This window comes from Allobosea sp. 05T433, from assembly GCF_056396065.1.
The window spans coordinates 25628-50918 of the sequence record NZ_JBFTKS010000007.1 but is presented as its reverse complement, the minus strand read 5'-3'; the positions used below and the strand labels follow the sequence as shown (position 1 = coordinate 50918).

At 66.0% G+C, this 25291-nt stretch carries 26 protein-coding genes; 13 read left to right on the top strand and 13 right to left on the bottom strand.

All coding sequences use genetic code 11. The features are described 5' to 3' along the window. The first annotated feature begins 102 nt into the window (after nucleotides 1-102). From AC1DGP_RS11610 to AC1DGP_RS11580, 7 genes are all read left to right on the top strand, one after another. The gene (locus AC1DGP_RS11610; protein ID WP_441489672.1) at nucleotides 103-576 is read left to right on the top strand and encodes a RidA family protein; all 474 of its coding nucleotides are present in this window, start codon (nucleotides 103-105) and stop codon (nucleotides 574-576) included. Further along, nucleotides 576-1334, top strand: coding sequence for a glycerophosphodiester phosphodiesterase family protein (locus AC1DGP_RS11605; RefSeq protein ID WP_441489671.1), 759 nt, complete (start codon nucleotides 576-578; stop codon nucleotides 1332-1334). The genes AC1DGP_RS11610 and AC1DGP_RS11605 overlap by 1 nt, the downstream gene beginning before the upstream one ends. Continuing rightward, the gene (locus AC1DGP_RS11600) at nucleotides 1331-2590 is read left to right on the top strand and encodes a GNAT family N-acetyltransferase (RefSeq protein WP_441506004.1); all 1260 of its coding nucleotides are present in this window, start codon (nucleotides 1331-1333) and stop codon (nucleotides 2588-2590) included. The genes AC1DGP_RS11605 and AC1DGP_RS11600 overlap by 4 nt, the downstream gene beginning before the upstream one ends. After that, a complete protein-coding gene (locus AC1DGP_RS11595; protein ID WP_441489669.1) occupies nucleotides 2580-3383 on the top strand; it encodes a hypothetical protein in 804 nt (267 codons plus the stop codon). The genes AC1DGP_RS11600 and AC1DGP_RS11595 overlap by 11 nt, the downstream gene beginning before the upstream one ends. Before the next feature lie 33 nt (nucleotides 3384-3416). Next, on the top strand, nucleotides 3417-3845 hold the full coding sequence (locus AC1DGP_RS11590; protein WP_441489668.1) for an HIT family protein: 429 nt from the start codon (nucleotides 3417-3419) through the stop codon (nucleotides 3843-3845). 63 nt (nucleotides 3846-3908) lie between these two features. Then, complete coding sequence (locus AC1DGP_RS11585) at nucleotides 3909-4373, top strand: carboxymuconolactone decarboxylase family protein (protein ID WP_441489667.1); 465 nt, start codon at nucleotides 3909-3911, stop codon at nucleotides 4371-4373. Between the two features lie 81 nt (nucleotides 4374-4454). Continuing rightward, complete coding sequence (locus tag AC1DGP_RS11580; RefSeq protein WP_476832168.1) at nucleotides 4455-5336, top strand: sigma-70 family RNA polymerase sigma factor; 882 nt, start codon at nucleotides 4455-4457, stop codon at nucleotides 5334-5336. Nucleotides 5337-5344: 8 nt separating this feature from the next. Here the strand turns inward: AC1DGP_RS11580 and AC1DGP_RS11575 are convergent, their stop codons facing one another. From AC1DGP_RS11575 to AC1DGP_RS11545, 7 genes are all read right to left on the bottom strand, one after another. Further along, the gene (locus AC1DGP_RS11575; protein WP_441489665.1) at nucleotides 5345-5710 is read right to left on the bottom strand and encodes an AzlD domain-containing protein; all 366 of its coding nucleotides are present in this window, start codon (nucleotides 5708-5710) and stop codon (nucleotides 5345-5347) included. Next, nucleotides 5707-6432, bottom strand: a complete 726-nt coding sequence (locus AC1DGP_RS11570; RefSeq protein ID WP_441489664.1) for an AzlC family ABC transporter permease — start codon at nucleotides 6430-6432, stop codon at nucleotides 5707-5709. Before AC1DGP_RS11570 ends, AC1DGP_RS11575 begins: the two co-directional genes overlap by 4 nt. A 155-nt stretch (nucleotides 6433-6587) precedes the next feature. Further along, entirely contained in the window at nucleotides 6588-6857 is a 270-nt protein-coding gene (locus tag AC1DGP_RS11565) for a hypothetical protein (RefSeq protein WP_441489663.1), read from the bottom strand. Between the two features lie 4 nt (nucleotides 6858-6861). Next, a complete protein-coding gene (gene clpA / locus AC1DGP_RS11560) occupies nucleotides 6862-9390 on the bottom strand; it encodes an ATP-dependent Clp protease ATP-binding subunit ClpA (protein WP_441489662.1) in 2529 nt (842 codons plus the stop codon). 45 nt (nucleotides 9391-9435) lie between these two features. Next, a complete protein-coding gene (clpS, locus tag AC1DGP_RS11555) occupies nucleotides 9436-9780 on the bottom strand; it encodes an ATP-dependent Clp protease adapter ClpS (RefSeq protein ID WP_043233033.1) in 345 nt (114 codons plus the stop codon). 414 nt (nucleotides 9781-10194) lie between these two features. Continuing rightward, nucleotides 10195-10506, bottom strand: coding sequence for a DUF6506 family protein (locus tag AC1DGP_RS11550; RefSeq protein WP_441489661.1), 312 nt, complete (start codon nucleotides 10504-10506; stop codon nucleotides 10195-10197). 233 nt (nucleotides 10507-10739) lie between these two features. After that, the gene (locus AC1DGP_RS11545) at nucleotides 10740-11762 is read right to left on the bottom strand and encodes a PAS domain-containing protein (protein WP_441506006.1); all 1023 of its coding nucleotides are present in this window, start codon (nucleotides 11760-11762) and stop codon (nucleotides 10740-10742) included. A gap of 892 nt (nucleotides 11763-12654) precedes the next feature. Between AC1DGP_RS11545 and AC1DGP_RS11540 the strand changes: the two genes are divergently transcribed. After that, a complete protein-coding gene (locus AC1DGP_RS11540; protein WP_476832167.1) occupies nucleotides 12655-16485 on the top strand; it encodes an autotransporter outer membrane beta-barrel domain-containing protein in 3831 nt (1276 codons plus the stop codon). A gap of 110 nt (nucleotides 16486-16595) precedes the next feature. On the opposite strand, the gene AC1DGP_RS11535 is transcribed toward AC1DGP_RS11540, so the two are convergent. Both AC1DGP_RS11535 and AC1DGP_RS11530 read right to left on the bottom strand, forming a co-directional pair. After that, nucleotides 16596-17369, bottom strand: coding sequence for an LssY C-terminal domain-containing protein (locus tag AC1DGP_RS11535; protein ID WP_476769094.1), 774 nt, complete (start codon nucleotides 17367-17369; stop codon nucleotides 16596-16598). Between the two features lie 253 nt (nucleotides 17370-17622). Next, entirely contained in the window at nucleotides 17623-18183 is a 561-nt protein-coding gene (locus AC1DGP_RS11530) for a GNAT family N-acetyltransferase (protein WP_476832166.1), read from the bottom strand. 117 nt (nucleotides 18184-18300) lie between these two features. Between AC1DGP_RS11530 and AC1DGP_RS11525 the strand changes: the two genes are divergently transcribed. Then, the gene (locus tag AC1DGP_RS11525) at nucleotides 18301-18774 is read left to right on the top strand and encodes a GNAT family N-acetyltransferase (RefSeq protein WP_476769096.1); all 474 of its coding nucleotides are present in this window, start codon (nucleotides 18301-18303) and stop codon (nucleotides 18772-18774) included. Between the two features lie 234 nt (nucleotides 18775-19008). On the opposite strand, the gene AC1DGP_RS11520 is transcribed toward AC1DGP_RS11525, so the two are convergent. Next, entirely contained in the window at nucleotides 19009-19350 is a 342-nt protein-coding gene (locus AC1DGP_RS11520) for a phasin family protein (RefSeq protein WP_069880213.1), read from the bottom strand. 73 nt (nucleotides 19351-19423) lie between these two features. Between AC1DGP_RS11520 and AC1DGP_RS11515 the strand changes: the two genes are divergently transcribed. Further along, the gene (locus AC1DGP_RS11515; protein WP_476769098.1) at nucleotides 19424-19585 is read left to right on the top strand and encodes a hypothetical protein; all 162 of its coding nucleotides are present in this window, start codon (nucleotides 19424-19426) and stop codon (nucleotides 19583-19585) included. Nucleotides 19586-19681: 96 nt separating this feature from the next. Further along, complete coding sequence (locus tag AC1DGP_RS11510) at nucleotides 19682-21373, top strand: SPOR domain-containing protein (RefSeq protein ID WP_441493241.1); 1692 nt, start codon at nucleotides 19682-19684, stop codon at nucleotides 21371-21373. Nucleotides 21374-21418: 45 nt separating this feature from the next. Here the strand turns inward: AC1DGP_RS11510 and AC1DGP_RS11505 are convergent, their stop codons facing one another. Continuing rightward, the gene (locus tag AC1DGP_RS11505; protein WP_476769100.1) at nucleotides 21419-22132 is read right to left on the bottom strand and encodes a J domain-containing protein; all 714 of its coding nucleotides are present in this window, start codon (nucleotides 22130-22132) and stop codon (nucleotides 21419-21421) included. Continuing rightward, a complete protein-coding gene (locus tag AC1DGP_RS11500; RefSeq protein WP_441493243.1) occupies nucleotides 22129-22881 on the bottom strand; it encodes a VWA domain-containing protein in 753 nt (250 codons plus the stop codon). The genes AC1DGP_RS11505 and AC1DGP_RS11500 overlap by 4 nt, the downstream gene beginning before the upstream one ends. A 102-nt stretch (nucleotides 22882-22983) precedes the next feature. On the opposite strand from AC1DGP_RS11500, the gene panC reads away from it, so the two are divergent. After that, entirely contained in the window at nucleotides 22984-23832 is an 849-nt protein-coding gene (gene panC / locus AC1DGP_RS11495; protein ID WP_441508943.1) for a pantoate--beta-alanine ligase, read from the top strand. A gap of 66 nt (nucleotides 23833-23898) precedes the next feature. Here the strand turns inward: panC and AC1DGP_RS11490 are convergent, their stop codons facing one another. Beyond that, the gene (locus AC1DGP_RS11490; protein WP_113519247.1) at nucleotides 23899-24336 is read right to left on the bottom strand and encodes a DUF1489 family protein; all 438 of its coding nucleotides are present in this window, start codon (nucleotides 24334-24336) and stop codon (nucleotides 23899-23901) included. Nucleotides 24337-24503: 167 nt separating this feature from the next. On the opposite strand from AC1DGP_RS11490, the gene AC1DGP_RS11485 reads away from it, so the two are divergent. Continuing rightward, nucleotides 24504-25286, top strand: coding sequence for an SDR family NAD(P)-dependent oxidoreductase (locus AC1DGP_RS11485; protein WP_441508941.1), 783 nt, complete (start codon nucleotides 24504-24506; stop codon nucleotides 25284-25286). The last annotated feature ends 5 nt before the right edge of the window (nucleotides 25287-25291 follow it).

The window sequence follows — 25291 nt, the reverse complement described above, 5'->3', positions numbered from 1 at the left end:
TCGGCCATGTAGGAATCCTGCGTCGCCGCAGCTCTGGGCCGAGGCCCAGGCGGGCCACCGCGCAGATGATCCGACTCGACCGAGCGCCAGGAGCCTGACCCGATGAGCGAAATCGAAGCCAACCTCGCTGCACTGGGCATCACCCTGCCCGCTCCCGCTGCGCCCGTGGCGAACTATGTGCCCTATGTCATCACCGGCAACCTGCTGGTGATCTCCGGGCAGATCTGCTTTGGCCTCGACGGCAAGCTCTCCGACAAGCACAAGGGCAAGCTCGGCGCCGAGATCTTCAACGAAGCCGGGCTCGAGGCCGCGCGTCTCTGCGCGATCAACGTGCTGGCGCAGGCCAAAGCCGCGCTTGGCGGCGATCTCGAGCGCATCAAACGCTGCGTCCGGCTTGGCGGATTCATCAACGCGACCCCGCATTTCTCGGCGCTTCCCGCGATCATGAACGGCGCGTCCGACCTGATGGTCCAGGTTCTCGGCGATCGCGGCCGCCATGCCCGCTCGACCGTCGGCGTCGCCGAACTGCCGGCAGATGCCGCTGTCGAGGTCGAGGCGATGTTCGAGATCGCCTGATGAGCGCGCGTCCTTCCCTCGACTGGCTGGTCGCGCGGCCGATCGCGCATCGCGGCCTGCACGACCTCGCCGCCGGCCTGATCGAGAACAGCATCTCGGCGGCAGACGCCGCCATTGCCGGCACCTTCGGCATCGAATGCGACATCCAGCTCAGCGCCGATGGCCAAGCCATGGTGTTTCACGATTTCGTGCTCGATCGGCTGACGGCTGAGACCGGCAATGTCAATGCCAGGACGGCGGATGCGCTTGCCGCGATTTCATTGAAGGGCAGCAGCGACAGGATTCCGACCCTCGACGCGTTTCTTGATCGGATCGCCGGCCGCGTGCCGCTGGTGATCGAGGTCAAGAGCCGCTTCGACGGCGATCTCGCGCTGACGCGACGCGCAGCCGAAATCGTCGCCAGGCGCTCCGGTCAGCCGATCGTCTTCAAGTCCTTCGATCCGACGATCGTCACTGCCCTGCGCGAGCTCGCTCCGGCGATCCCGCGCGGCATCGTGGCCATGAACGAATATGCCTATTCCGACTATGACCGGCTCGACGCGCGCCAGAAGCACGCGCTCGCGAACCTGCTGCATTTCGAGGAAAGCCGCCCCGATTTCCTGTCCTGGAAGGTCTCGGATCTGCCAAGTGCCGCCCCGTTCCTCTGCAACAAGGCACTTGGCCTGCCGCTGATGAGCTGGACGGTGCGCACCCCCGAGGATCGGGAAACAGCCCGCGCTCACGCCGACCAGATGGTCTTCGAAGGGTTCCGCCCTTGAGTGCAGGTCGCGACCGCAACGACCTGCGGGTCCGGGTCGCGACCTCGTTGAAATCCGTGCCGGCGGAAGCCTGGGACGCCTGCGCCAACCCGCATGCGGCCAGCGTGCCTTCGCCTGCACGACTTGAATCAAGCTGCGAAGCAACCGATTCACTTTCTCAACACGACACAGATAACCCCTTCGTCTCTCACGCCTTCTTGAGAGCCCTGGAAGAAAGCGGCTGCGTCGGCGGCCGCTCCGGCTGGTCTCCCGCCTATCTCCTCGTCGAGGACGGCGACGACCGGCTGCTCGCGGCGGCACCGAGTTTCGTGAAGGGTCACAGCCAGGGCGAATATGTCTTCGATCATGCCTGGGCCGACGCCTATGAACGGGCCGGCGGGCATTATTATCCCAAGCTCCAGGTGGCCGCGCCTTTCACCCCCGCAACGGGTCCCCGCCTGCTCGCGGCGGACGGGCCGCGCACCGGCGAAGCACGCGCCGGCCTGATCGCCGGGCTGGAGGCACTGCGCGACCAGACACGCTCCTCCTCGATCCACGTCACCTTCGCGCAGGAGCCCGATCTCGGTGCACTGATCGAGGCGGGCTATCTCGAGCGCCACGATCTCCAGTTCCACTGGGGCAATGACGGTTTCGCGACCTATGACGATTTCCTCGCCACCCTTGCCTCGCGCAAGCGCAAGGCGCTGAAACGCGAGCGGCGTGAGGCGCTTTCGGTCGGCATCACGGTGGAGGTTCTCAGCGGCTCCGGCCTGACCGAGGCGGTCTGGGATGATTTCTTCGCCTTCTATCAGGATACCGGCTCGCGCAAATGGGGCCGGCCCTATCTGAACCGGCGCTTCTTTTCACTGGTCGGGCAAGCACTGGGCGAGCGCATCGTGCTGGTCATGGCCCGCCGCGCCGGGCGCTATATCGCAGGCGCCATCAATTTCCGCGGAGCGAACACGCTCTATGGCCGCAACTGGGGCTGCATCGAGGACCACCCCTTCCTTCATTTCGAGCTCTGCTACCACCAGGCGATCGACTACGCGATCGCACATGGGCTCGCCCGCGTCGAAGCCGGCGCCCAGGGCGAACACAAGATCGCGCGCGGCTATCGCCCCGTCATCACGCGCTCGGCCCATCACCTCGCCGATCCCGGTCTGCGCCGCGCGGTTTCGGCCTATCTCGGGACCGAGCGCGAGCATATTGCAGCCGCCTGCGCGGCGCTCGCGGCTGAGAGCCCGTTCCGCAGGGATGGACGCACAGATGAAGCGTGACAGCGGCGGCGCCCATCCTGCGCGAGAGGTCACATTCTGCGACGACGCAGTGCTCAGCTATGATCGTAGCCGCACCGCCTTCGCGTCCGGGGAGCCGCTGCTGCTCGACGACGCCTATCGCCTCGCCCACTTGCCGCTGGTTGCCCCGCATCACCCGGGCGTGATCGCAAATCTGCCGGGGCGCTTCTACGACATGGGACGGCACCCGTCGGTCTTCTCGCTCGTGCTGCCGGTCGACGATGCCGCGCTGCGTGCCTCGCCCGCGTTCATCGCCATGGAATCCGAGCTGAAGACCGCGCCATTCGCCGCAAAGATCGCCTGGGATATCCTGCCGAGGCGCGCCGAGCGCCTGCACGCCACCCTCTGCGGCTCGCTTGGCACGGACGTTCCGCCGTCCATCGATCCCGCTGCTCGAGCAGCGCTCGGCGATCTCGGTCGCCTCACCGTCGAACTGCGCGGCCTGTTCTCCGGAAACGTCAATCGTGGCCGGCTCTATCTGCGCGCCTATCCGGAGCAGCGCGACGGCCAGAACGTCTTTCATGCCATTCAATCTGCGCTCGGTCGGCAGCAGACCGATCTCTATGTCGTCGGCCTCTACAATCTGACCGACGACCTTTCCCCCGCCGAGGCCGCCGCGCTCGCCGGTATCGTGGAGCGCTGGTGGCATCGCCCGCTCCTGCGTTTCGAGGCGCGCGACCTCTGGCTGCTTGGCGCGCGCGACGATCTCGTGCTGGATGCCGCAATCATCGAGACGCTGTCTCTTGACGCTGGGCGGCAGCGCACCTCACCCTGACAGTATCTTTCCCGTAGAACGGACCGGCCAACGATGACCGCCTATGATTCTGCCAATGTCTTCGCCAAGATCCTGCGCGGCGAGCTGCCCAGCCACAAGGTCTATGAGGACGACGAGACCGTCGCCATCATGGACATCATGCCCCGTGCCGACGGGCACGTCCTTGTCCTCCCCAAGGCCGCCTGCCGCAATGTGTTCGATGCGCCGCCGGACGCGCTCAAGGCAGTGGCGCTGACGACCCAGAAGCTCGCCCATGCCGTGAAGAGCGCCTGCGCAGCCGACGGCATCACCATCCAGCAGTTCAACGAGCCGGCTGGCGGCCAGGTCGTGTTCCACCTGCATGTCCATGTCATGCCGCGCTGGGACGGCGTTGCGCTTCGCCCCCATACGGGTGCGATGGAGGCGAATGACGTGCTTGCTGCGAACGCCGAAAAAATCCGGGCCGCGCTAAAAAATATCTGAAGGCATGTCACAGGCGTCGGGCCTGCCTCGTCTTGCTTCCATCAGACACAGATGGAGAAGTTCATGCCCCAACGCCTCAATGTCTTCCAGGTTGCTCCGGCCGCGGTCAACGCCGTCCTGGGAATGCAGAACTATGTCGAAGAGTGCGGGCTGGAGCACAGCCTGCTCGAACTGGTGAAGATGCGCGCATCGCAGATCAACGGCTGTGCCTATTGCCTGCACATGCACTCGGCCGATGCGCGCAAGGCCGGCGAGACCGAAGCGCGGCTCTATCTGCTGAGCGCCTGGCACGAGTCGGAACTCTACACCCCGCGCGAGCGCGCTGCCCTGCGCTGGGCCGAGGCGTTGACGCGCTTGTCCGAAGCCAGTGCGAGCGACGAGGCCTTCTCCGAATTGCGCGAGCATTTCAGCGAAGCCGAAGCGGTCAATCTTTCGGTCGCGATCGGAGCAATCAACACCTGGAACCGCATCAATGCCGGCTTCCGAGCCCGGCACCCGCAGGATCGCCAACGGTCCGCGGCTGCCTGAGGCCGCCTCGCGCAGGGATCCTGCGCAAGAAATCCGAGAGTCCGCTGTCGCGGGCTCTCGCTCACCTGCGAGATGGCATTCATGACCCTGCAGACCGCGTTCGAACAGCATCGGCGCTTCCTGACCCGACTTGCGTATCGAATGCTGGGCTCCGTCAGCGACGCCGAGGATATCGTCCAGGATGCCTGGCTGCGCTGGCACGAGGCCAGTCGCGACGAAATCTCGAACCCTCGCGCCTATCTCGCCCAGGTAGTGACGCGGCTCTGCCTCGATCAGATGAAATCGGCCCGCAGCCGCCGCGAATTCTATGTCGGGACCTGGCTACCGGAACCGCTCGTCGAAAGACTCGGCAGCGCCGAGGTCGCCGATGACGAGCTCGATGCCCCCATCGCCCTGATGCTGGCTCTCGAACGCCTGTCTCCACTGGAGCGGGCGGCTTTCCTTCTGCACGACATCTTCGACATGGACTTCACTGAGATCGCCGCAATGCTGGAGCGCAGCGAGGCCGCCTGCCGTCAGCTCGCCAAGCKCGCACGCGACCATGTCCGGCTCGACACGCCGCCGCGCAACAAGGTTTCCCGGGAGGAGGCCGCGCGCTTCGCCGAGGCCTTTTTCAAGGCGTCACATCAATCCGACCCGACGATGTTGCAGCGTCTGCTCGCCGAGGATGTCGTCCTGCACAGCGATGGCGGCGGCAAGGTCCAGGCCGTGTTCAAGCTGATCTTCGGCGCGGACAAGGTCGCTCGTTTCTTTGCGCGCCTCTCCCACGCACTGACCCAGCGCAACGTCTCGACGACCAGCTATGAACCTGTACTGGTCAATGGCCTGCCCGGCTATGTCAGCCTGGAGAACGGCCAGACCCTGCAGGCAACGGCGCTCGACATCCGCGACGGGCTGATCCACGCCATCTACGTGGTCCGCAATCCCGACAAGCTGCGCCATCTTCAGCAGCCTGGTCCCTGAGGGACCTGTCAGGCCGCCTGGCTCAGCATCCAGCCGCCGCCGATCAGCACCGCCTCGCCGACAATGACGGCGAGAAAAACGCGCCGTCGGTCGAACAGGACGATGGCCAGCGTCGCCGCCAACGCTCCGACGCGCAAGGAGAGCGGCAAGGCCGCGAGCGCGCCTGGCGGCGCGATGATCAACTTGGCGACGACCCCGGCGAGCAACGCCGTCGCCACCGCCCTCACCCATTCCAATGCGGGCGAATCGGCGTTGATGCGCCGCGCGAAGGCGACTGCGAGCCAGCGCCAGATCTCGGTCGGCAGGAAAGCGAAGAGCAGCAGCGCGAGATAGGGCCAGAATGGGCCGTCGAGCAGCGGGATCGGCTGTGTCATGCGCGCCGCGCCCCGATGCGCCGCACGGCAAAGGCGATGCTGCCGCCGATCAGGCCGGAGACGATCAGGTCGAAGCCGCTGCCCATCAGACGGTCGAAGATCGGCGCCAGCGCAAGGCCAAGCCCCATCGCGATGAAGTCCCCGCGGTGGCGGATACCGGCAGCGATCGATGCGAGGAAGAAGATCGGGGTCAGGCAGAGCAGCCCGGCAGCAAGCGGAAGCGGAAGCGCTCCAACGAGGTAATAGCCTGCATAGGTGCCCGCTGCGCTCACCATCATGCAGGCATTGGCGAAGCCGAGGAAATAGGCCACGCGCTGGTGCGGCGCGATCCCCGGCAGGCGGCGCAGGCCCTCGGTCCAGGCGGTAACGGCAACGTAATGCGCGAGCAGCAGCTGCATCGCGATGCCTTGCCCCGGCCGGCGCAGCAGCGGCAGGATCGCCACCGTCATCGGCAGGAAGCGCAGCGAGGCAAAGCCGATCGCAAGCGCGATCGCGCTCCACGCAGCCCCCGCCGCGATCGATGCGAAGAAGATCACCTGCGACGGCCCGGCCCAGACCAGCATGGTCGAGAGCACAGCGACATCGACGGGATAGCCGACATCGCGCGCCAGCGAGCCGACACCGACGAGTCCAAAGCCGACAACCCAGGCCGGCAGCGACAGCGCATCGCGTATCCCGGCCAGCGCGGTGCGCTGCCAGCTCCAGTCGGCCGATACGCTCATGAGAGATTCTGCACGCCTGACGGGTCGGTCACTCGAAAAGCCGCACCGGCCTGAGATGGCCGGGCGGGACCCGTTCTAAACGCTCGCGCGCGGGAAGCCGACATCCGGCATCGCGCGGTCACCCTTGCACAGCCTGCAAAGGCAAGGGGTGGCTCTCAGGTGCCACCCTTCATCACGATGCCGATCAGCTCGTTGCCGAAATCGATGATTTCCTTCGGCACGCCGCCAACCGACTTGATACCGAGATAGATCAGATAGCCGAAGGCCGGCACGAGGATCCAGCCGAGGATTTCCTCGAACAGCACGCGCCGCCGGCGGCGGCGCGCACGCTTCTCGAACCAGCCAAGTTTTTCCTTGGCAGGCTGTACCGGGGCTTCGCCGCTGGTCTGGAGCGCGGCAGCTTGGGTCTTGCGTCGAAAGAACACGGTCTCAGGCCTTCGTCAGCGGGACCTTCGGCACGGTACGAATGGCGCGTTGCGCCGCCTTGGGCGGCTCGGCCGGGCCACCGCCCTTGCCGTCTCCGCCGCCCTTCGGCGCCCGGCGTGTGCCGGGCGTGCCCGGCTTCGCTGAGCCCTTCGCCTTTGCCCGCGGCGTGCGCTTCTCGGCCGCCGCCGCCACGTCCTTCTCCGGCTTGGGCTTGACCGGCCCGTCGGGGAATTCGAGCCCCAGCACCTTGATGCCGGTCTCGGACTGAACGACGACGACCTTGACCGCCCCACCACCCTTCAGGCGCCCGAACAGGACCTCGTCGGCGAGCGGTGTCTTGATCGTCTGCTGGATCAGGCGAGCCATCGGCCTCGCCCCCATCGCCTCGTCGTAACCGTTCTCGACCAGCCACTCGCGCGCTTCGTCGGTGAGCTCGATCGTGACATTGCGATCGGCGAGCTGAGCTTCGAGCTGGAGCACGAACTTGTCGACGACACGCGCCACCACCGTCTTCGGCAGATGGCTGAAGGAAATTACCGAATCCAGCCGGTTGCGGAACTCCGGCGCGAACAGGCGGTTCACCGCCTCGGTATCGTCCCCCTCGCGCTTGGCCCGCGTGAAACCATAGGCTGCGCGTGCCATGTCGGCGGCTCCGGCATTGGTCGTCATGATCAGGATGACGTTCCTGAAATCGACCTGCTTGCCGTTATTGTCGGTCAGCTTGCCGTGATCCATCACCTGCAACAGGATGTTGAACAGGTCGGGATGGGCCTTCTCGATCTCGTCGAGCAGCAGCACCGAATGCGGATGCTGGTCGACCTGATCGGTCAGAAGCCCGCCCTGATCGAAGCCGACATAGCCGGGAGGTGCGCCGATCAACCGCGAAACCGTGTGGCGCTCCATATATTCCGACATGTCGAAGCGGATCAGCTCGACGCCGAGCGACGCGGCGAGCTGGCGCGCCACTTCGGTCTTGCCGACGCCCGTCGGGCCGGCAAACAGGTAGCAGCCGATAGGCTTTTCGCCATCACGCAGGCCGGCACGCGCCAGCTTGATCGAGGACGACAGCGCCTCGATCGCCTTCTCCTGGCCGTAGACCGTGCGCTTCAACGTGTTCTCGAGATTGCGCAGAACCTCGGCGTCGTCCTTGGAGACGGTCTTGGCCGGGATACGCGCCATGACCGCGACCGCAGCCTCGATCTCCTTCACGCCAATGGTCTTCTTGCGCTTGCTCTCGGTCAGCAGCATCTGCGAGGCGCCGGTCTCGTCGATCACGTCGATCGCCTTGTCCGGAAGCTTGCGGTCATGGATGTAGCGCGCCGACAGCTCCACCGCCGCCTTGATGGCGTCATTGGTGTAGCGGAGCTTGTGGAACTCCTCGAAATAGGGCTTCAGCCCCTTCAGGATCTCGATCGTGTCCGGCACCGACGGCTCGTTGACGTCGATCTTCTGGAAGCGACGCACCAGCGCCCGATCCTTCTCGAAATACTGACGGTATTCCTTGTAGGTCGTCGAGCCGATGCAGCGCAGCGTACCCGAAGCCAGCGCCGGCTTCAGCAGGTTGGAGGCATCCATCGCCCCACCCGAGGTCGCGCCAGCGCCGATCACCGTATGGATCTCGTCGATGAACATGATCGCCTTGGGATGGGCCTCGATCTCCTTGATCACCTGCTTGAGGCGCTCTTCGAAATCGCCGCGATAGCGCGTGCCGGCCAGCAGCGTGCCCATGTCGAGCGAGAACACCGTCGCGTCCTCGAGAACCTCCGGCACCTCTCCGCGGATGATCTTCAACGCGAGCCCTTCGGCGATCGCGGTCTTGCCGACGCCGGGGTCACCGACCAGCAGCGGATTGTTCTTCTGCCGGCGGCAAAGGATCTGGATGGTGCGCTGCACCTCGGCCTCGCGGCCGATCAGCGGGTCGATGCGCCCGTCACGCGCCTTGCGGTTGAGGTTGACGCAATAGGCCTCGAGCGCGCTTTCCTTCTTCTTCTTGTCCTTGTCGGCATCGTTGCCCTGGTCGGCCCGCGACTCGCGCTGCTGCTGCTCGGGCTCTTCCTCGCTGCCGCGCACCGGCCGGCTCTCGCTCGCGCCGGGGCGCTTGGCGATGCCATGGCTGATGTAATTGACCGCGTCGTAACGGGTCATGTCCTGCTCCTGCAGGAAATAGGCGGCATGGCTCTCGCGCTCGGCGAACATCGCGACCAGCACATTGGCGCCGGTCACCTCTTCGCGACCGGAGGACTGGACATGGATGACCGCGCGCTGGATCACGCGCTGGAACCCGGCTGTCGGCTTGGAATCGTCGCGGCCATCGGTGACGAGATTGCTCAGCTCGGCATCGATATAATCGACGAGATTGCGCCTCAGCATGTCGAGATCGACGCTGCAGGCGCGCATGACGGCGGCAGCGTCCTGATCATCGACCAGGGCGAGCAGCAGATGCTCCAGCGTGGCGTATTCGTGATGACGCTCATTGGCGAGCGCCAGAGCCCGGTGAAGCGCCTGTTCGAGACTGCGCGAGAAACTCGGCACTGATGCGCTCCTATTCCGCTTTCAGGAGGATGATCGAATCCAAGACTACTTCTTCTCCATCACGCATTGCAGAGGATGCATGTGCTTGCGCGCCAGGTCCATCACCAAGGTGACCTTTGTCTCGGCGACCTCGTAGGTGAAGATCCCGCATTCGCCGACGCCGTTCTGATGCACATGCATCATGATCTGGGTCGCTTCGGCGCGGTCCTTGTTGAAGAACCGCTCGAGCACATGCACCACGAATTCCATCGGGGTGTAGTCGTCGTTGAGCAGGAGCACGCGATAGAGATTGGGCTTGCGTGTCCTGGTCCGCGTCAGCACGGCGGTGCCGGCCCCTTCGCGGCCACCGCCATCGACGGGAGAACTTGGGCGTTTCGGCCGATCGGCCATTGAGAGCGGCGCGCGCAGGTCTTCGCCGTCGCCCCGAGGCCCCGCTTCCGTTCCGCTTCCCATGGTCGCCGCTGTCTTCAAAGCTATCGTCCTGACGCTTCACCGCAGATAATGCGCCGCAAGAGAATTTACAGGCCTCTCCTCCCCTTCGCCAGTCCGTTCCATGCAGGTGGGGCACAAGCATGGCGGGCACGAAGGAATTTGTGGATGACACAGGCCGAAGGCCCCGCCACCGCATGTCCATGATTGGGAACAAGCAACCAGCGTGCCGGATCAGCGGCAGGAACTCGTCTCAACGAGACCGTCACGGAGCGCCCTCCCGGCCGAGGTCCGAGGAAATTGTCCGCCTGATATCCTGGTATGTTGAAACCGGGCGCGACGGGCCGGGCCGCGCCCCTGGGCGCCCCGCGGCGTTCAGCCGCCGGCCTCGAACTTGGCCTTGTAGGCAGCCGCCTGGGTCAGGGAATCGATGCCGAAGCTGACCAGGCCGACCGCGGCGCGGCCTGCGACAGCCCTGACGACCGCGGCACCCGGCTCGACGCCGAAGCCTCCGCAGAGCTCGATCAGTTCGACGCCCTCGGCGATCAGGGACAGAGCAACGTCAGGGGCCGCTTCGGGCGTCGGCACGAAGACGATCGTCAGGCGCTCCGAGGCCGTTTCCCGCACGATACGATCGATGGCAGGGTCGCTGCCGTCCATGAGGATCATCGAGGCCCAGATATTCACGGCAGGTTCTCCCGGTCATTGGGGTGCGTTGCTGCCTGTACGGTCCAGGCAGAGTTTCCAGCAGATCGCTTCTGCTCCGGCAACGAGCCGCCACAGGAGCATCGCGGCAAATTGAATGCCCTAACGGAAGGGCAAATCAATGGAAAGCACGCCTGCGCTCTGCTCCCCCGGCCTGCGTTGCCCTGGCGATCAGCTGCTCGCCGGCCCGCTCTCCGGGACAGCCCATCGGCCCGCTACGAAGCGCCCCTTTCGGCCAGGCCGAGGCAGGCCCGCCCTTCGCCGTCATGGAAGAGGCGAATGCCATTGCGCTCGAACACGTCCCGGACCTTCCGCAGATTTTCCGACCGGACGCCCGCCGTTGAAGTTTCCATGCGGCGAATGGTGGAGAAGGAAACCTGCGCTTCCCTGGCAAGCGTAGGCGCCGACCAGTTCAGGAGCGCGCGCGCCGCCCGCACCTGCGCGGCGTGCAGCGGTGCCGTCTGCCGCGGTTGCGGACGGGCGTCGTGTTCATAGGTCGTGCAGCCAATCCACTCCCGGATCTCCCCGCTGGGTCCGCGCACCGGGAGCGCTCGTCCGGTGAGGGTGACATAATCCCCTTTCACGGTCCGGACCCTGATCGTGGCCTGATATTCCTTCTCCGTCGCGACCGCAGACTTCCAGGCTTCGAGGAAGGTCCTTCGATCATCCGGGTGAATGGCCGCCAGTTCATCCCAGTTCCTGGCTTCCGCCGGTGACTGCCCCGTGAGCTTCGACCACTCCGTCGTCTCGACCAGCTTTCCATTCGGATAGGCGCGCCAGACGTGATCACCCAGCAGGCGAGAGAGCGCCTGCCGCCACATCGTCTCGAGATCGAGCGTCGTCATGAGTTCCTGAACATCGGTGACGTCCGTAATGACGCCGAACATCGCGACAGGGCGGCCGTTTCGATCGAAATGAGCCTGCCCCTTGCTGCGCAACCATCTCAGGCTGCCATCAGGGCGAATGATCCGAAACGTCCGGTCCTGGAGCCGCTTGTCTGCCGCGAGCCCGATGGCATTGCTGAAGTCCAGCTGGTCGTCCGGATGCACCAGGGACTGATAGAGATCGATCGTTGGCACCACCGCCGCGGCGTCCAGGCCGAGGATCCTGAACAGTCCGGTCGACCAGGTGACCTCGGATGTGTCGAGATCCCAGCTCCAGGTTCCAATGCTGAACTTGTCCTCGATCACCCGGAGCCGCATGTCGGGCGAACTCAGTAGTCGCTTGGATGTTGGCATCGCTGGCTGCTTCGATGGTCGACGGGCGTTATCGGCGGCTTGCTACGTTCTGCTGTGAATAGAGCTCTCACCGAGAGGGCGGAAGAAGAATATCGGAACTTAGGAGACAAGCAGCTCTCTTCCGGATGCGATCACATTCCAACTTTCGTGACTGAGGCATGAATATGAGGGATCAATCTGATTATTTTCTCCATTCAGGGCGAGACAAAGAACACAATATGCTCACGCCACGCTCTGATTGAATATTTAATGCTCTACTTTACTGGGCTCGAACCAAAACAAGGAAATCGTCGATTCAGGTTGGAGTGTTACTGCTGAACCACGGTGAGATGCGAGGCGCGAAACAGCATGAGCAGGACGTCGCCGCGACGTGAAGCATGGTTGCGATGGCGAATTGTTGGACACTCGGGACTCCCCCCACACGGAGGGGGCTCAGCGCACAGGTCGAAGTGACGGACGGCAACCGCACGCAGCATGCCCGCTTCCGGGATGGTCGCGGCCCGACGCGCGAAGCGGAGGCCGCTTGGCTGGCCGATGATGGCACCCCACTCGGCTGGCAGCCCACCCACTGGCGCCGAGCAGCACCGCGGCCACCACAGAGAGTATTCGAGCTGGATTAGCGGAGCGGTCCTTGCCGGGTGCCTCCTTGCGCGAAGCTGATGCGCCGCTCGCGAGAATCCGGCCTGGAAATCCGCCCCTTTGAACTGTGCCTGGAATGCAACGTTCCGCAGAGTTAATCGGCGATGAACGGTGGTTCGTTGCCTGCCTCACACCAGAGGCTATGGTGCGGACTCGGCCGGGGGGCAATTGCGTGTCATCAGCAGCGGGACTGGATGAGGTGTCGCGAGGCGTCGCGCTGCGGCGACCTTGTGTTGCGCGGTCACGTCCTGCCATGCTCGCCCTTCTCACCTTCGCACTGGCTGCGCCGGCTCTGGCCGATGGCGGAGCTGGCGGCGGAGGGGACGGCGCAGGCGGTGGCGACAATCTCACCCTTCCCGGTGACAGCGGGAACGTCGGCGGTAGCGGCGGGGGCGGCGGCGGGGGCGGCTCCGGCATAACCGGCGGCTCAGGCGGCAGAGGCAACGCCGGTATCGGCGGCACCGGCGGAATCGGAGGAGCCACCGCGGGAGCTGCGGGACAGGACGGGCAGGATTCCAACGGCGCTGGCGGTGGCGGCGGTGGCGCTCATGGCAGCGTGGATGTGGCGGCTCCCACCGGCAGCGTCTCAGGCGGCAATGGCGGCAATGGCGGCGATGGCCTCGCGGGAAGCGGCGGCGGTGGCGGCGCCGGCGGATATGGCGCGGTGATATCCGGCACCGGTGCGCTCGGCTTGCTCACGTCGACAACGACGGGCGGCAATGGCGGCAATGGTGGCAGCGGTCACTCGGAGGCCGGCAATGCCGGCAGCGGCGGCATCGGCTTGGCAGTGACCGGCGCAGCCGGCACGTCGCTCACGATCGGTGCCGGTGTCAGGGGCGGCGACGGCGGAGCTGGAGGGAACAGCACCGGCGCGACTGGCGGAAGCGGCGGCTCTGGCGGCGTCGGCCTGATCGGTTCCACTGGTACCAGCTTCGTGGTCAATGGCGCGGTGCGTGGTGGAGACGGCGGCGCCGGCGGCTCCGGCATCGTCCCGGGCTCGACCGGCCAGGCAGGAGCCGGCATCTCCGGTCAAAGCCTGAGCATCACGCTGGGCGCGAGCGGCTCGATCTCCGGCGGTCTGGATGGCGGCGGCGCCCGTGGAAACGCTCTCGCGCTATCCGGCAACAGTAGCCTGACGGTCGCGACGGCCGGCACCGCCAATCTCACCGGCAACATCGCTCTCGGCGCCGGCACGTTGACGCTCGACCAGAGCAACGGCGTCGACATCACCATCGCCAACGCGGTGACCGGCACGGGCGCACTCGCCAAGACCGGCTCCGGCACGGTCACCCTTTCCGGCAACAACGACTACACGGGCGCAACAAGTATCCTGGGTGGGCGCCTGGTCGCCGACTCTTCGACCGCGTTCTCGGCGAACTCACATTACGGGGTCGCGGCTGGGGCGACGATGGAGATTGCAAGCGCTGCCGGGTTCGGCGCCACGGTGGGTGCGCTGTCGGGAGCGGGCAATGTCGTCATCGGCAGTGGCACCATGCTGAGCATCGGCGCCAAGCCCCTCGCAACTATCTTCTCCGGCCAGATCTCCGGTCCGGGCTCTCTCTCCCTTGATGGGCCTGGCACGCTGTCGTTGACCGGCTCGAACAACAGCATCGAGGGACTGCTTCTCCTTTGCGGCTGCTCGAACCCGACACTCGAAATCAATGGCGGGTCGCTGAGCGTCGGCGATCCGGCGGGGGGCTTCGGTAGCGTCGCTGTGGCCGGCGGCACCTTGCGGGTCGTCAATGGCGGCAGGCTGCATATGGTCGATCCGTCCGGGCTTCTCGCCATGCAGTCGAACATGGAGGTTTCCGGCCCGAATTCCCTGGTGACCGTGGAAGGTTTCACGGCGATCGGTGGCCCGAGCAACGTCGGCCTTTCGATCAGCGCCGGCGCCGCCATGGAGAGCAGGGCCGAGGCCGCTATCGAAGGCATCGGGGCGTCGACGACCGTCACGGTGACAGGGCCCGGCTCGAGCTGGACGGTCGGCCGCACTCTGTTCGTCGGCGGCTTTTCCTTCGGCGGCACTGGTGCCTTGACCATCTCGGCCGGAGGCACCGTCAACTCCTCCGGGCCGCTCTGGATCGGCTCGGACCCGGATCCGTCGCTCGGATTTGCCCGCGCCAGCGTCAGCGTAACAGGCGCCGGTTCCGTGCTGAACGCGAATGGCGGCCTGCTCGTCGGCTATCCCGGCTGTGGCTGCGGCGATTACACCGGTGCTCTCACTGCGGCTGACGGCGGCACCGTCAATGCCGGCGCAGGCCTGCAGATCGGCCACCTTGGCACGCTCGCGATCGGCGCCGGCGGGCTTGCCGGCACGATCGTTACACCGGCGATCGTCAATGACGGCGAGATCCTCGCCAATTTTGTCGATGTCTCCATCCTTGCGGCAAACATCTCGGGCACGGGGACGCTGACCAAGCAGGGTTCCGGCCGGCTCATTCTGACGGGGAACAGCAGCTATACCGGGGCGACCTCGGTGCTGTCGGGTCTGCTCACGGTCAACGGCTCGCTGACGGGCTCCGCGATTACCCTGGCCGGCGGTGCGCTCGGCGGTTCCGGCACGGTCGGGAGCGTCATTGTCGGCCATGCCGGCACGGTCGCACCGGGCAATTCGATCGGCACCTTGAACGTTGCCGGCAACATTTCCTTCAACCCCGGCTCGACCTATCAGCTCGAGGTCAACGCCGCCGGCCAGTCCGACAGGATCGCCGCCACCGGGACCGCGACCGTGTCCGGGGGAACGGTGCAGCTCCTGGCGGAACAAGGCGGCTATGGCGCCTCGACGCGCTACACCATCCTGACGGCGCAGGGCGGGGTCATCGGCCAGTTCGCCGCGGTGACCTCGAACTTCGCCTTCCTGACCCCGAGCCTCGCCTATGGCGCCAATGACGTGGCGCTGACGCTCGATCGCAACGCGATCGCCTTTCCGCAGGTCGCCCTGACCCGTAACCAGGCCGGTGCCGCGGGAGCGGCCGAAGCGCTGGGCGCCGGCCATCGTGTCTACGATGCGCTGCTCACGGCAAGTGTCGCCGACGCCCGCGCCGGCTTCGATGCGCTCTCGGGCGAGATCCACGCGCAAGCAGTCAGCGTCGCGATCGAGGACAGCCATCTCATTCGCGAATCCATCCTCAACCGGCTGCGCTGGCCCCTGGCCGCCGGCTCGTCCGGCGGCTCGGTCAACGGCGCCTTCAGCGCCGACGCGCCCGGCAGATCAGCCGGCACAACTCTGCCGGCGCCGCGCCTCGCCATGGAACGCTTCACGCTTTGGGGTGAGGCGATCGGAGCGCAGGGACGCACGGACGGGGACCGCAACGCGGCTTCGCTCGACCGGCGCGGCGGTGGCATGCTGTTCGGCGCCGAGCTCAACTCGACCTGGAGCGATGCCGGGCAATGGCGCTTCGGCATCGCCGGCGGCTATACGCGCACCGATTTCGATGTCGATGGGCGCCGCTCCAGCGGAGAGCTGGGCAGCGCCCATGGCGCGCTTTATGGCGGCATGCGTTTCGGGGCGGTCTCGCTGCGGGCCGGCGCGGCCTATGCGTGGAGTGATCTCGACGTAACGCGCCGGGTGACACTGCCCGGCATCTCCGATGTGCTGCGCTTCGATGGCCGCAGCGCGACCGCACAGGCCTTCGCCGAGATCGGCTACGCCCTGCCCTACGGGCCGGTCTCGTTCGAGCCCTTCGCGCAGATCGCAGCCGTCACGGTCCGCACCAGCCGCGACGCCGAGACAGGTGGCCCGACCGCACTGCAGGTACTCGGCCGGGATCAGCACCTCGGCTTCTCGACGCTCGGGCTGCGGGCCGAGATGCAGCTCGGCGCGACGCCGCTGCTGGCCCGCGGCATGCTCGGTTGGCGCCATGCCTTCGGCGACACCACCCCCGCGGCCAAGCTTGTCTTCATCGGTGCCGCAACACCGTTTCAGACTTACGCCGCCCCGCTTGCCCGCAACGCCCTGGTGGCCGAGGCCGGCCTCGCCTGGCGCGCAACCGCCACCGCCACGCTCGGCGTCAGCTACAGCGCCGCACTGGGCGACAACGCCCGCGATCATGCGCTCAAGGGCAGGCTCGACGTCAGGTTCTGACAGGCGCAAGCTTTGAAGTGCGCGGCTCCGCGACGGAGCAGCCGCGCATTGCAACCGGCGCAGCACATCGCCGGGACAGGATGGTGCGCCTCTCCCGACACGAAGCCTTGTCAATCAGCAAGGAGGCGAGACCCCAGAGAGAATGCGGCATCCTTCAGCTGTATCAGGGGAGGTGGCGCCGTGATCTCGGCAGGCTTGGCTGCCTCGCTACCAGCGGTGACGAGGCGGGCTATCCAAATCTCGCCATCCGAATAATAGGGGTCGCCCTCAGCGTTGCGGCCAGTCAGCGTCGGGCCAATGCCCTTCATCTGATCGATGCCGACCACCATGCGAGCTCTGTTCAGCCCCTCGATCAGCCTGTTGCGCTCTTCGTCGATAGCGGGGGCAATGCGGTGTGTAACCTGTCCGGTGTCGCGGCTGAGCGTGACCCCGCTGTCAAATGTTGCCGAGCCGAGCCAGACAGGACGCGTATCAGTTCCGTTTGCAAGCGTCTGCCAGAGCCGCACGTGCTCACGGCGATCGGCACTGCCGCCCGCCGGCTTTTCAAATGCCAGGTCCTCGCGTCGTCCTTCGAAGTAGAGAGGGCTGACCGGCGCGGTCTTGTAGGGCCTGTCGAGCAGGACGCTCCCGATGATTTCCAGGCTGGTCCGCAGGGTGACCGGATCGGCGGGATACCAACCGGCCGCATGAAACGCACGCACGACATCGTCACGCGTTCCGATCAGGCCGACATTGATCGGATCGCCCGGGATGCCCTGCGCATTCGCGGTCAACATCGTCCGTGTTGACAGCTCCGGCTCTCGCTCGATGCGCGTCCAGACCGCGGGCAGAATGAGATAGCTGACGCCGAGATAGAGAATGAGGGTCGCAGCAAGGAGCTTCACAGCTCGCCGCTTCCTTCGCCTCTCCGTCGTCGGTTCGGTCATAGGGGCACCGGACATCGTCTCGGCCTGGATTTCCAGGTCATCATCCGACGGTTCATGACCGAAGGGAAGAATGATACGAAAGCCGGGCTGGGATTGTTGACTGGGATCAGGGAGCCCGAACCGGATCGGCGACGATTACGCCCTGCTTGACGACAAGGTCGACATGGCTCTTCGCTTCGGCCGCCATCCCCAATCACGGCGGTCGAGGGCGCTAGGAAGCCGTTGCAGCTTCGCCGAAGGTCAGTGAATACCGGACAGCGGGCTTTGCCGAATGCGGCGCGGCCCCCCGCTGCTTCAATCCAATCTTCTCCGCAACCCGCAGGGAACCGAGATTCTCGCGGTCGATCTCCGCAACGACCTCCGAGAGCTTCAGCACCTCGAAGGCGTGGGTCAGAACGGGTCGCGCGGCTTCCGTGGCCAATCCTTGACCCCAGAACCGCTGGCGAAGCCGCCAGCCAATCTCGATGTCCGGTCCGACTGCGTCGACGGGAATCAAGAGCACCCATCCGACGAAAACGGCAGGCTCCTGGCGCAGCACGATCGTCCAGTAGCCCATGCCTGGCAGCCACGGGCCGGACGTCCGATTCTCGATGAATTCCCGGTGGGCGGATGGGTCGGACCATGGACCGCTGACGAAGCGGGTGACCTCCGGCTCACGATCCATGCAGAGGCAATCATTGGTGTCGGCCAGCGTACGCGGACGAAGCAAGAGTCGTTCGGTCTCGAAGGTGTTGCAGGCACCGGCGCCGGTAACGATCATGTCGTGAGGCATCCCGCAGTCCGGTTCCGTACATTGGCCGCCCGCGTGGCCAGCGTAACTTCGCCTTCTCCCATAGCGCGACCGCCTTTGGCTTGCCATTGCGAACTGCCCCTTGGAAAAGCCGGTGCGATGATGACGACGACTGACCAGACCATCGAGATTACGGCGCTGAGCGAACGGCCACATTTCCGCGAGGCGGTGTCCGACCGGATCTGGAAGGCATGGTGGCGCGACGAGGGATACCTCCTCGAGCAGATCGACGACCGCGTTCGGCAAAGCCTCGGACCCGAAATCATCCCGGCTGCGCTTGTCGCTGCCGCGGGCGAACGGTTTCTCGGAACGGTGTCGTTGATCGACAACGATATGGACGAACGGCCCGGGTACAGCCCCTGGATTGCGGCGCTGTGGGTCGATCCCGCGCAGCGCCGCCGGGGCGTAGGAGCGGCACTGGTGCGGGCCGCGGCGGCAAGGGCTTTCGAGGCGGGCTTTCCAACGGTCTATCTCTGCGCGACGCCTGACAACACGCCCTTCTACTTTCCCCTGGGCTGGCAACAGATCGAGGCGAATGTCGCGGGCCTGAACATCCTCTCGCACTCTCGATAAGGCGCGGGCGCCAAGGCCCTCTCCCCTTCGGAGGTTGGTCGCGCTCAGAGGCGATCTGCCTGATCTGCACTCAAAGCGGGACTCCATCAGGCGTGCTCCCGTCCCGTCCAGCGAGATCGGGAGCTTTCGCGCCTCCGCAAAGAAAAAGCCCGACCAGATGGCCGGGCTTTCCGAAACTCAACGCTATCTGCCCGCAGCGCGCCGCTATGAGGCGGCGCGGCAGCAGGCCCGGTATCACTTAGCGGTCGGGGTGACCTTGGCGACGATGCCTTCGAACGGCTTGTAGGCGTCCTTGGCCAGGGCGCTGTAGAGCTCGCCCATCTTGGTCATCTGGGCAACGGCGCCCTCGAACGAGGTCTTGATGAAGTCGGCCTGGATCTCAAGCGCCTTGTCGAGCGTCTTGACGCCAGCCAGCTTCTCGATGGCGGCAGTGCCGGCCTCGAAGGACTTCTTGGCATAGTCGGTGGCTTCGACGGCAATGGTCTGCACGCCCTTCGAGGTGACGCCGAAGGCCTTCAGAGCCGCATCAACGTTATCCTTGGAAGCCTTCTGGATCGTCTCGAACTGCTGGATCATTCTTCCCACAACGCGTTAGCGTTGCCTCCTTGCTGGCGAGCCCGTAGGCCCTGTTTCCACGCCCCAAGGCCTGATGAAACTGTTCACCACCGGGGACTTCCTGTATATTGTGCAGCGCAACATAAAAGTCAAGGCCGCGCTGCAATGCATCAAACGCTGGGTAATGCCATTCCGCCCGGAGCCCATCCGGGAGCGGGATCGGATCACGATCTTTCGCCGTTTAACGGCTCCGTAACCCCATCATCCTAACCTTCCCAACTGTGTCCTTCGCGCCACGTCGCCAGACGCCGCGGAGACCGGGGAACAGTAGTACTGGGTTGAGGCGGGTTGCATGAGTTCTGGTAGCGTAGGTTCCCGGCGCGTGCGTCTTCGCGCACTTGTCGGACTGATCGGTGTTGTCGCCGTCGCGCTCAGCGTGGCCGCGTCCCCTGCCGAGGCCGCACGCAAGAAGCGGCGCCATGTGGGCGGTGGCTATACGCCGCCCTATGCGGCGATGGTCGTCGACGTGAAGAGCGGTCGCACGCTGCACGCGGCGAATGAGGATGCCCCGCGCATCCCCGCCTCCCTCACCAAGGTCATGACGCTCTATCTGCTGTTCGAGCAGCTCGAGCGCGGCCGCTTCAACATGAACTCCGAGCTGACGGTCTCGTCCTACGCGGCGCGTCAGGCGCCTTCCAAGATCGGCTTCGCGCCCGGCGAGACGATCGAGGTGCGCGACGCGATCATGGCGCTGATCACCAAATCGGCCAATGACGTCGCCATGGCGGTCGCGGAGAATGTCGGCGGCTCCGAGGACGAATTCGCACGGATGATGACGGCGCGCGCCCGCTCGCTCGGCATGAGCCGGACCAGCTTCTACAACCCGCATGGCCTGCCGCATAATCCGCCGAACCTGACGACGGCGCGCGACCTCACCATTCTCGCCCGCGCGATCCAGGAACGCTTCCCGCGCTATTACCCGATGTTCTCGACCCGCGTGTTCAACTATGCGGGCGGCGCCTATCGCAACCACAACAAGCTGCTCGGCCGCGTCGAGGGCGTGGACGGCATCAAGACCGGCTACACCAACGCTTCGGGCTTCAACCTGATGACATCGGCCAAGTCGGATGGTCGCCAGATCGTCTCGGTCGTGCTCGGCGGCCGTTCGGGCGCCAGCCGCGACAAGATCATGGCCGACCTGGTCGCCGCCAATCTGCCGCGCGCCGCGGCCGGCGGACGGTCCGCCCCGATGGTCGCCGAGGCCGAGCCGGCGCAGGAGCGTCCGCATCAGGCGACCCAGGTTGCCGCGGCTCCCGTCCAGCATGCGGCCGCCAGCGAGCCCGCGCCAAGGCCGGTGCCGCGTCCGCGCGTCGAGAGCGAGCCGGAAGTCCCGGCGGCTGCCCGCGCCTATGCCGCGACCACCACCACACCGATCGCGCCGCCGCGCCCGATCAATCTCGGCGCTCAGCCGCTGCCGCTCTCCGGCATGCGTCCGGTCACCGCGACGACCACACCCTCGGCCATGCGCTGGTCGATCGGCGCCCCGCCGGTTGACGGCAAGATCCTGCGCCCCCCGGCGAATGTCGATGTCACCTCGTCGATTGCAAAGGTTGCCGAACCTGAAGAAAAGCCCGTCGCCCGGGCTCCCGAGCCCGCCAAGGTCGAACTGCGCCAGCCTGAAGTCGCCCCGGCCATCGCCCAGGCCAAGGCTCCCTCTGCCGGCACCACGACGCTCGCCAAGGCCCAGGACAGCAACAAGGCGAGCGATGCACGCAGCGGTTCAACCGCGATCCCATCCGGCAAATGGGTGATCCAGCTCGGCGCCACCGATGACGAAGCCAAGGCCAAGGATATCCTGGCCAAGGCCCGCGCCAAGGCCGCAGGCCCGCTCGCCGAGGCATCCCCCTTCACCGAGAAGGTCGAGAAGGGCGGCACCACGCTCTTCCGCGCCCGCTTCGCCGGCTTCGAGGATCCGAAGGACGCTCAGAACGCCTGCGCCAAGCTCAAGCGCGACGGCTTCTCCTGCTTCGCGATCCGCGGCTGAACGAACTGGGAAAGGACCTCAGCCATGTCGTTCCAGCCCGGAATCTCACTTCAGCAGAGCATCCTTGGCCTGATTGACGCGAGCAGCAAGCCCGCTGGTGCCTCCGGCGTCCGGGTGGATCCGCTTCATCAGGGCTCGATGGGCCTCGCGGACCGCCTCCTCGCCCGCCCCAGGCTGAAGCCCCAGGATCTCGTAGGCCTCCTGTTGCGTCATCGCGCCCGGGCGCGTCGCGCCGCCCTGCCCCGCGTCGCGGTGACCATCAGCGTGTTCACGCCAGCCGGGCGTCCGGCGGTCGAGATAAGCCTCTAGCAGCCGCGCTCCCTCCGGGTCCCCCGCCAGGCAGTCCCGCATCAGACGGGCGATCTCGTCGAGGCTCAGCGCATCGAGATCGCGGCCGGCGAAAGCGCCGGCCTTGACCTTACCGGTCATGCCGCCGCTATCATGGTCGAGTTCCATCTCCAGCAATGTCGACGAGACACGCGAGCGCGCGCCCGGTGTCTCCCGGGCCCCGCCGCTCCAGGGAAAGCGCATTCCGCCGGGCCCATAGGCACTCCAGCCGAGCAGCCAGGCTCCGATACCGCCGACGAAGATCGCCATGTCGAGCCGGCCTCGCAGCATCATGAGAGCCGCCACGCCAAGCGAGAGAACGCCACCCAGCGTCTTCAGCGCCTTCGCCAGCAGTTGCGGATTGGCCCCGGTGAAGAGCTTCGAAACCCACCAGAGCAGGATCACGACGGCGATGCCGTAGAGCAGCGTCACCGACGGCCTCCATCCATGGCGGCGAGCAGGCCCTTCACGGCGGGGCTCGCACCGGCAAGCTTCAGCATCGCCTCGCGTCCTCCGCTGGCATAGGCGGCAGCGCCGCGCAGCAGATCGAGCAGCGAGCCCGGCGCAGTCGCGTCGAAACGCGCATAGGCGCCACCGGTCAGCCGCGCGATGGAGGCGAAGGCAGCGCTTGCCGCAGGATCGCCCCCCTCCTGGAACATGAAGCCGCGAATGCCGCGCAGGCCGAGTTCGCCGGCAAGGGTGGCAAGCGTGTCGACATCCTCCTCCATCGCATCGCCGACGAAGACGAAGGCGCGCACCGGCACTGCCCTGGCCTCGTCGCGGACGTGCCTGAGCACACGCGAGATCTGGGTCTGCCCGCCTTCGCAGGCAATTTGCGTCATCAGCCCGGTCAGGCGGCGCGGTTCGCCGATCCAGCCCGAGGCGCGGCATTCGGCAAAGCCGCGGAAATAGACGAGTTGCACAGCGAGCCCGCCGGAGCCGGCCGCGACCTCGAACATTCTTGCCTGCAGGGAGCAGGCGAGGTCCCAGGTCGGCTGACGGCTCATCGTGGCGTCGAGCGCGAAGACGAGCCGACCGGCCTGCCCGGTCGCAAGCGGTGCGAGCTGCTTGGCGGCGCCGAGGAACCTGTCGATCTCTCCCGGCGCGGAATGGCCGGCCTGTGGCGCATTGGGCGAAACGCCCGCCGCCTTGCCTACAGCCTTGTCGGTCTCTCGCGTCATCAGGGTCCCGGGCGCATCACGCTGCCAAACTCGAATCCAAACCTGATATTGGCCATCGCTCCGGCATTTGCTACCCGTCTCCGGCCGATGGAGAGAGAACCGATGACGCAGGTGGCGGTGGTGGAGACGGTCCGGGACCTGCGCCGGGCGGTGGCGGGCTGGCACGCAGCGGGCGAAAGGGTCGCCTTGGTGCCGACCATGGGCGCCCTGCATGAGGGCCATATCGCGCTGGTGAAGCTGGCGCAGCAGCATGCGCGCCGCGTTGTCGTCTCGATCTTCGTCAATCCGACCCAGTTCGCCCCGCACGAAGACTTCAAGAAATATCCCCGCACATTCGACACCGACCGCAGCCTGCTGGAAGCGGCGCAGGCGGACGCGATCTTCTTCCCCTCGGTCGAGGAGATGTACCCGGCGGGCTTCGCCAGCCGCGTGCTGCTGCTCGGCCCGGCCGCCGTCGGCCTCGACGATCGCTTCCGCCCGACGCATTTCGAGGGTGTCGCAACGATTTGCTGCAAGCTGTTCACCCAGAGCCGGGCTGATTGCGCCGTCTTCGGCGAGAAGGACTACCAGCAGCTCAAGGTGGTGACGCGGATGGCGGCGGACCTCGATCTCGGCATCGAGATCATCCCCGCGCCGACCCATCGCGAGCCGGATGGCCTCGCGATGTCCTCACGCAACCGCTACCTCTCCCCTGAGGAACGCGCGCTGGCGCCCGTGCTCCACCATGTCATGCAAAACCTTGCCATGCGCATCCGCAACGAGGACCCGCTCTTCCAGGCGGTCGGCCAGGCGCAAAGCGAGATCATCACCGCCGGGTTCGAGCTCGACTATCTCGAGGCCCGCCACGCCGAGACGCTGGCCCCGGTCACCGGCCTGGCCGACGGCCCGATCAGGCTGCTGGTGGCGGCGCGCCTCGGCGGAACGAGGCTGATCGACAATATTTCCGTGTGACGGGCTAACCCGGACCCCGAGCAGCCCTTGGGGGCGCAGCCGGCCGCTCCGCGAGAGAACGCCAGCCTAGAGCAGTCCCAACCCAGCCAGTTCGCGCCGCATCTCTTCGGGCATCTCGGCAAGGTCGCCGCCATGCTGGCCGATGTCACGCGGGGCGTCCTTGGGCTGCAGGTAGCGCCAGCCCTGGAAGGGACGGAACGGCCGGGGCTCGACCGGGATCACCACCGGCTCCATCACCAGATGGCAGCGCCCGATCCCCTCGCCATCGGTAAAAGGCCGGATATCCGTCAGTCGCTGGCGCGCCGAGATCTGCCCCTTGATCACCCAGTAGAGCGAGCCGCCATCGACGATCTCCTCGATGCGCTTGGGCACCATGCGGGTGGTATGGGTCTGCTCTTCCCGGCGGCCGAGCCGGCGCATCAACGCCATCTGCTCCTCGACCCATTCCTCGAGATCGCGAATGGATTCGGCGCCGACGCAGAGTTTGAGCATGTGCAAGGCCATGGCCGCATATTAATCCCCCCTGGCGAACCGGGCCAGCGTTGCCGGAGTTTCTCCACAGAGGCTGGATCGCCCGCTCTCAGCCGTCTCCGGGCTCTGCTTGCGCTGACCCGGGATGACGACAGCCGAGAGACGCGATACCTCAGTACCGGGAGAAGGAGACCCAGAACATGCGTGGACTTGCCGGCAAGGCTATTCTCGTTACCGGAAGCACATCGGGCATCGGCTATGCGATGGCTGAGCGTCTCGTCGCCGAAGGCGCCAAAGTCCTGGTTCATGGCCAGGACGACGCACATGTGGCGGCCGCCTGCGCCAAGCTCGGAGCCTCCACGCAAGGCGCGGCTGGCGACCTCGCCGAGCCCGCCACCGCCCAGGTGCTCGTCGACGCCACCGTCGGGGCCTTTGGCCGCATCGACGGGCTGGTCAACAATGCCGGCATCTATCCACGCGGCGTCATCGGCGAGACCACGGCCGCCTTCTTCGACCATGTCTTCGCGATCAATACCCGCGCCCCGCTTCTGTGCGCCGAGGCGGCGATCGCCGCCTTCCGCCTGCAGAAATCCGGAGGCGCCATCGTCACTGTCGGTTCGATCAACGCGCTCTGCGGCCAGAGCGACCTGACGGTCTATTCCATGTCGAAGGGCGCATTGACGACGATGACGCGTAATCTCGCCGATGCGCTCGGGCAGGAACGCATCCGGGTCAACGCATTGAATGTTGGCTGGACCTTTACGGCGAACGAGGACGCGACCCAGCAGCGCGAGGGGCGCGAGCCGGGCTGGCAGAACCATGTTTCGCCGGTCTTCGCCCCGACGGGCCGGATCATGCAGCCCGACGAGATCGCCGCCCACACAGCGTTCTGGCTCTCCGACGACAGCGCGCCGGTCTCCGGCCAGATCTACGAGGTCGAGCAATATCCGCTGATCGGCCGCAACCGCACGCAGACGACCTGAGAGAC

Bases quoted from the DNA above. Each gene is read 5' to 3' on its own strand.
- AC1DGP_RS11510 (WP_441493241.1), top strand. From the start codon at position 19,682: ATGAGTTCTGGTAGCGTAGGTTCCCGGCGCGTGCGTCTTCGCGCACTT.
- AC1DGP_RS11585 (WP_441489667.1), top strand. From the start codon at position 3,909: ATGCCCCAACGCCTCAATGTCTTCCAGGTTGCTCCGGCCGCGGTCAAC.
- AC1DGP_RS11520 (WP_069880213.1), bottom strand. From the start codon at position 19,350: ATGATCCAGCAGTTCGAGACGATCCAGAAGGCTTCCAAGGATAACGTT.
- AC1DGP_RS11575 (WP_441489665.1), bottom strand. From the start codon at position 5,710: ATGACACAGCCGATCCCGCTGCTCGACGGCCCATTCTGGCCCTATCTC.
- AC1DGP_RS11500 (WP_441493243.1), bottom strand. From the start codon at position 22,881: ATGACGCGAGAGACCGACAAGGCTGTAGGCAAGGCGGCGGGCGTTTCG.
- clpS (WP_043233033.1), bottom strand. From the start codon at position 9,780: ATGGCCGATCGGCCGAAACGCCCAAGTTCTCCCGTCGATGGCGGTGGC.
- AC1DGP_RS11530 (WP_476832166.1), bottom strand. From the start codon at position 18,183: ATGCCTCACGACATGATCGTTACCGGCGCCGGTGCCTGCAACACCTTC.
- AC1DGP_RS11595 (WP_441489669.1), top strand. From the start codon at position 2,580: ATGAAGCGTGACAGCGGCGGCGCCCATCCTGCGCGAGAGGTCACATTC.
- AC1DGP_RS11540 (WP_476832167.1), top strand. From the start codon at position 12,655: ATGCTCGCCCTTCTCACCTTCGCACTGGCTGCGCCGGCTCTGGCCGAT.
- AC1DGP_RS11610 (WP_441489672.1), top strand. From the start codon at position 103: ATGAGCGAAATCGAAGCCAACCTCGCTGCACTGGGCATCACCCTGCCC.
- AC1DGP_RS11490 (WP_113519247.1), bottom strand. From the start codon at position 24,336: ATGGCCTTGCACATGCTCAAACTCTGCGTCGGCGCCGAATCCATTCGC.
- AC1DGP_RS11590 (WP_441489668.1), top strand. From the start codon at position 3,417: ATGACCGCCTATGATTCTGCCAATGTCTTCGCCAAGATCCTGCGCGGC.
- AC1DGP_RS11525 (WP_476769096.1), top strand. From the start codon at position 18,301: ATGATGACGACGACTGACCAGACCATCGAGATTACGGCGCTGAGCGAA.
- AC1DGP_RS11545 (WP_441506006.1), bottom strand. From the start codon at position 11,762: ATGCCAACATCCAAGCGACTACTGAGTTCGCCCGACATGCGGCTCCGG.
- AC1DGP_RS11570 (WP_441489664.1), bottom strand. From the start codon at position 6,432: ATGAGCGTATCGGCCGACTGGAGCTGGCAGCGCACCGCGCTGGCCGGG.
- AC1DGP_RS11605 (WP_441489671.1), top strand. From the start codon at position 576: ATGAGCGCGCGTCCTTCCCTCGACTGGCTGGTCGCGCGGCCGATCGCG.
- AC1DGP_RS11515 (WP_476769098.1), top strand. From the start codon at position 19,424: ATGAAACTGTTCACCACCGGGGACTTCCTGTATATTGTGCAGCGCAAC.
- AC1DGP_RS11485 (WP_441508941.1), top strand. From the start codon at position 24,504: ATGCGTGGACTTGCCGGCAAGGCTATTCTCGTTACCGGAAGCACATCG.
- panC (WP_441508943.1), top strand. From the start codon at position 22,984: ATGACGCAGGTGGCGGTGGTGGAGACGGTCCGGGACCTGCGCCGGGCG.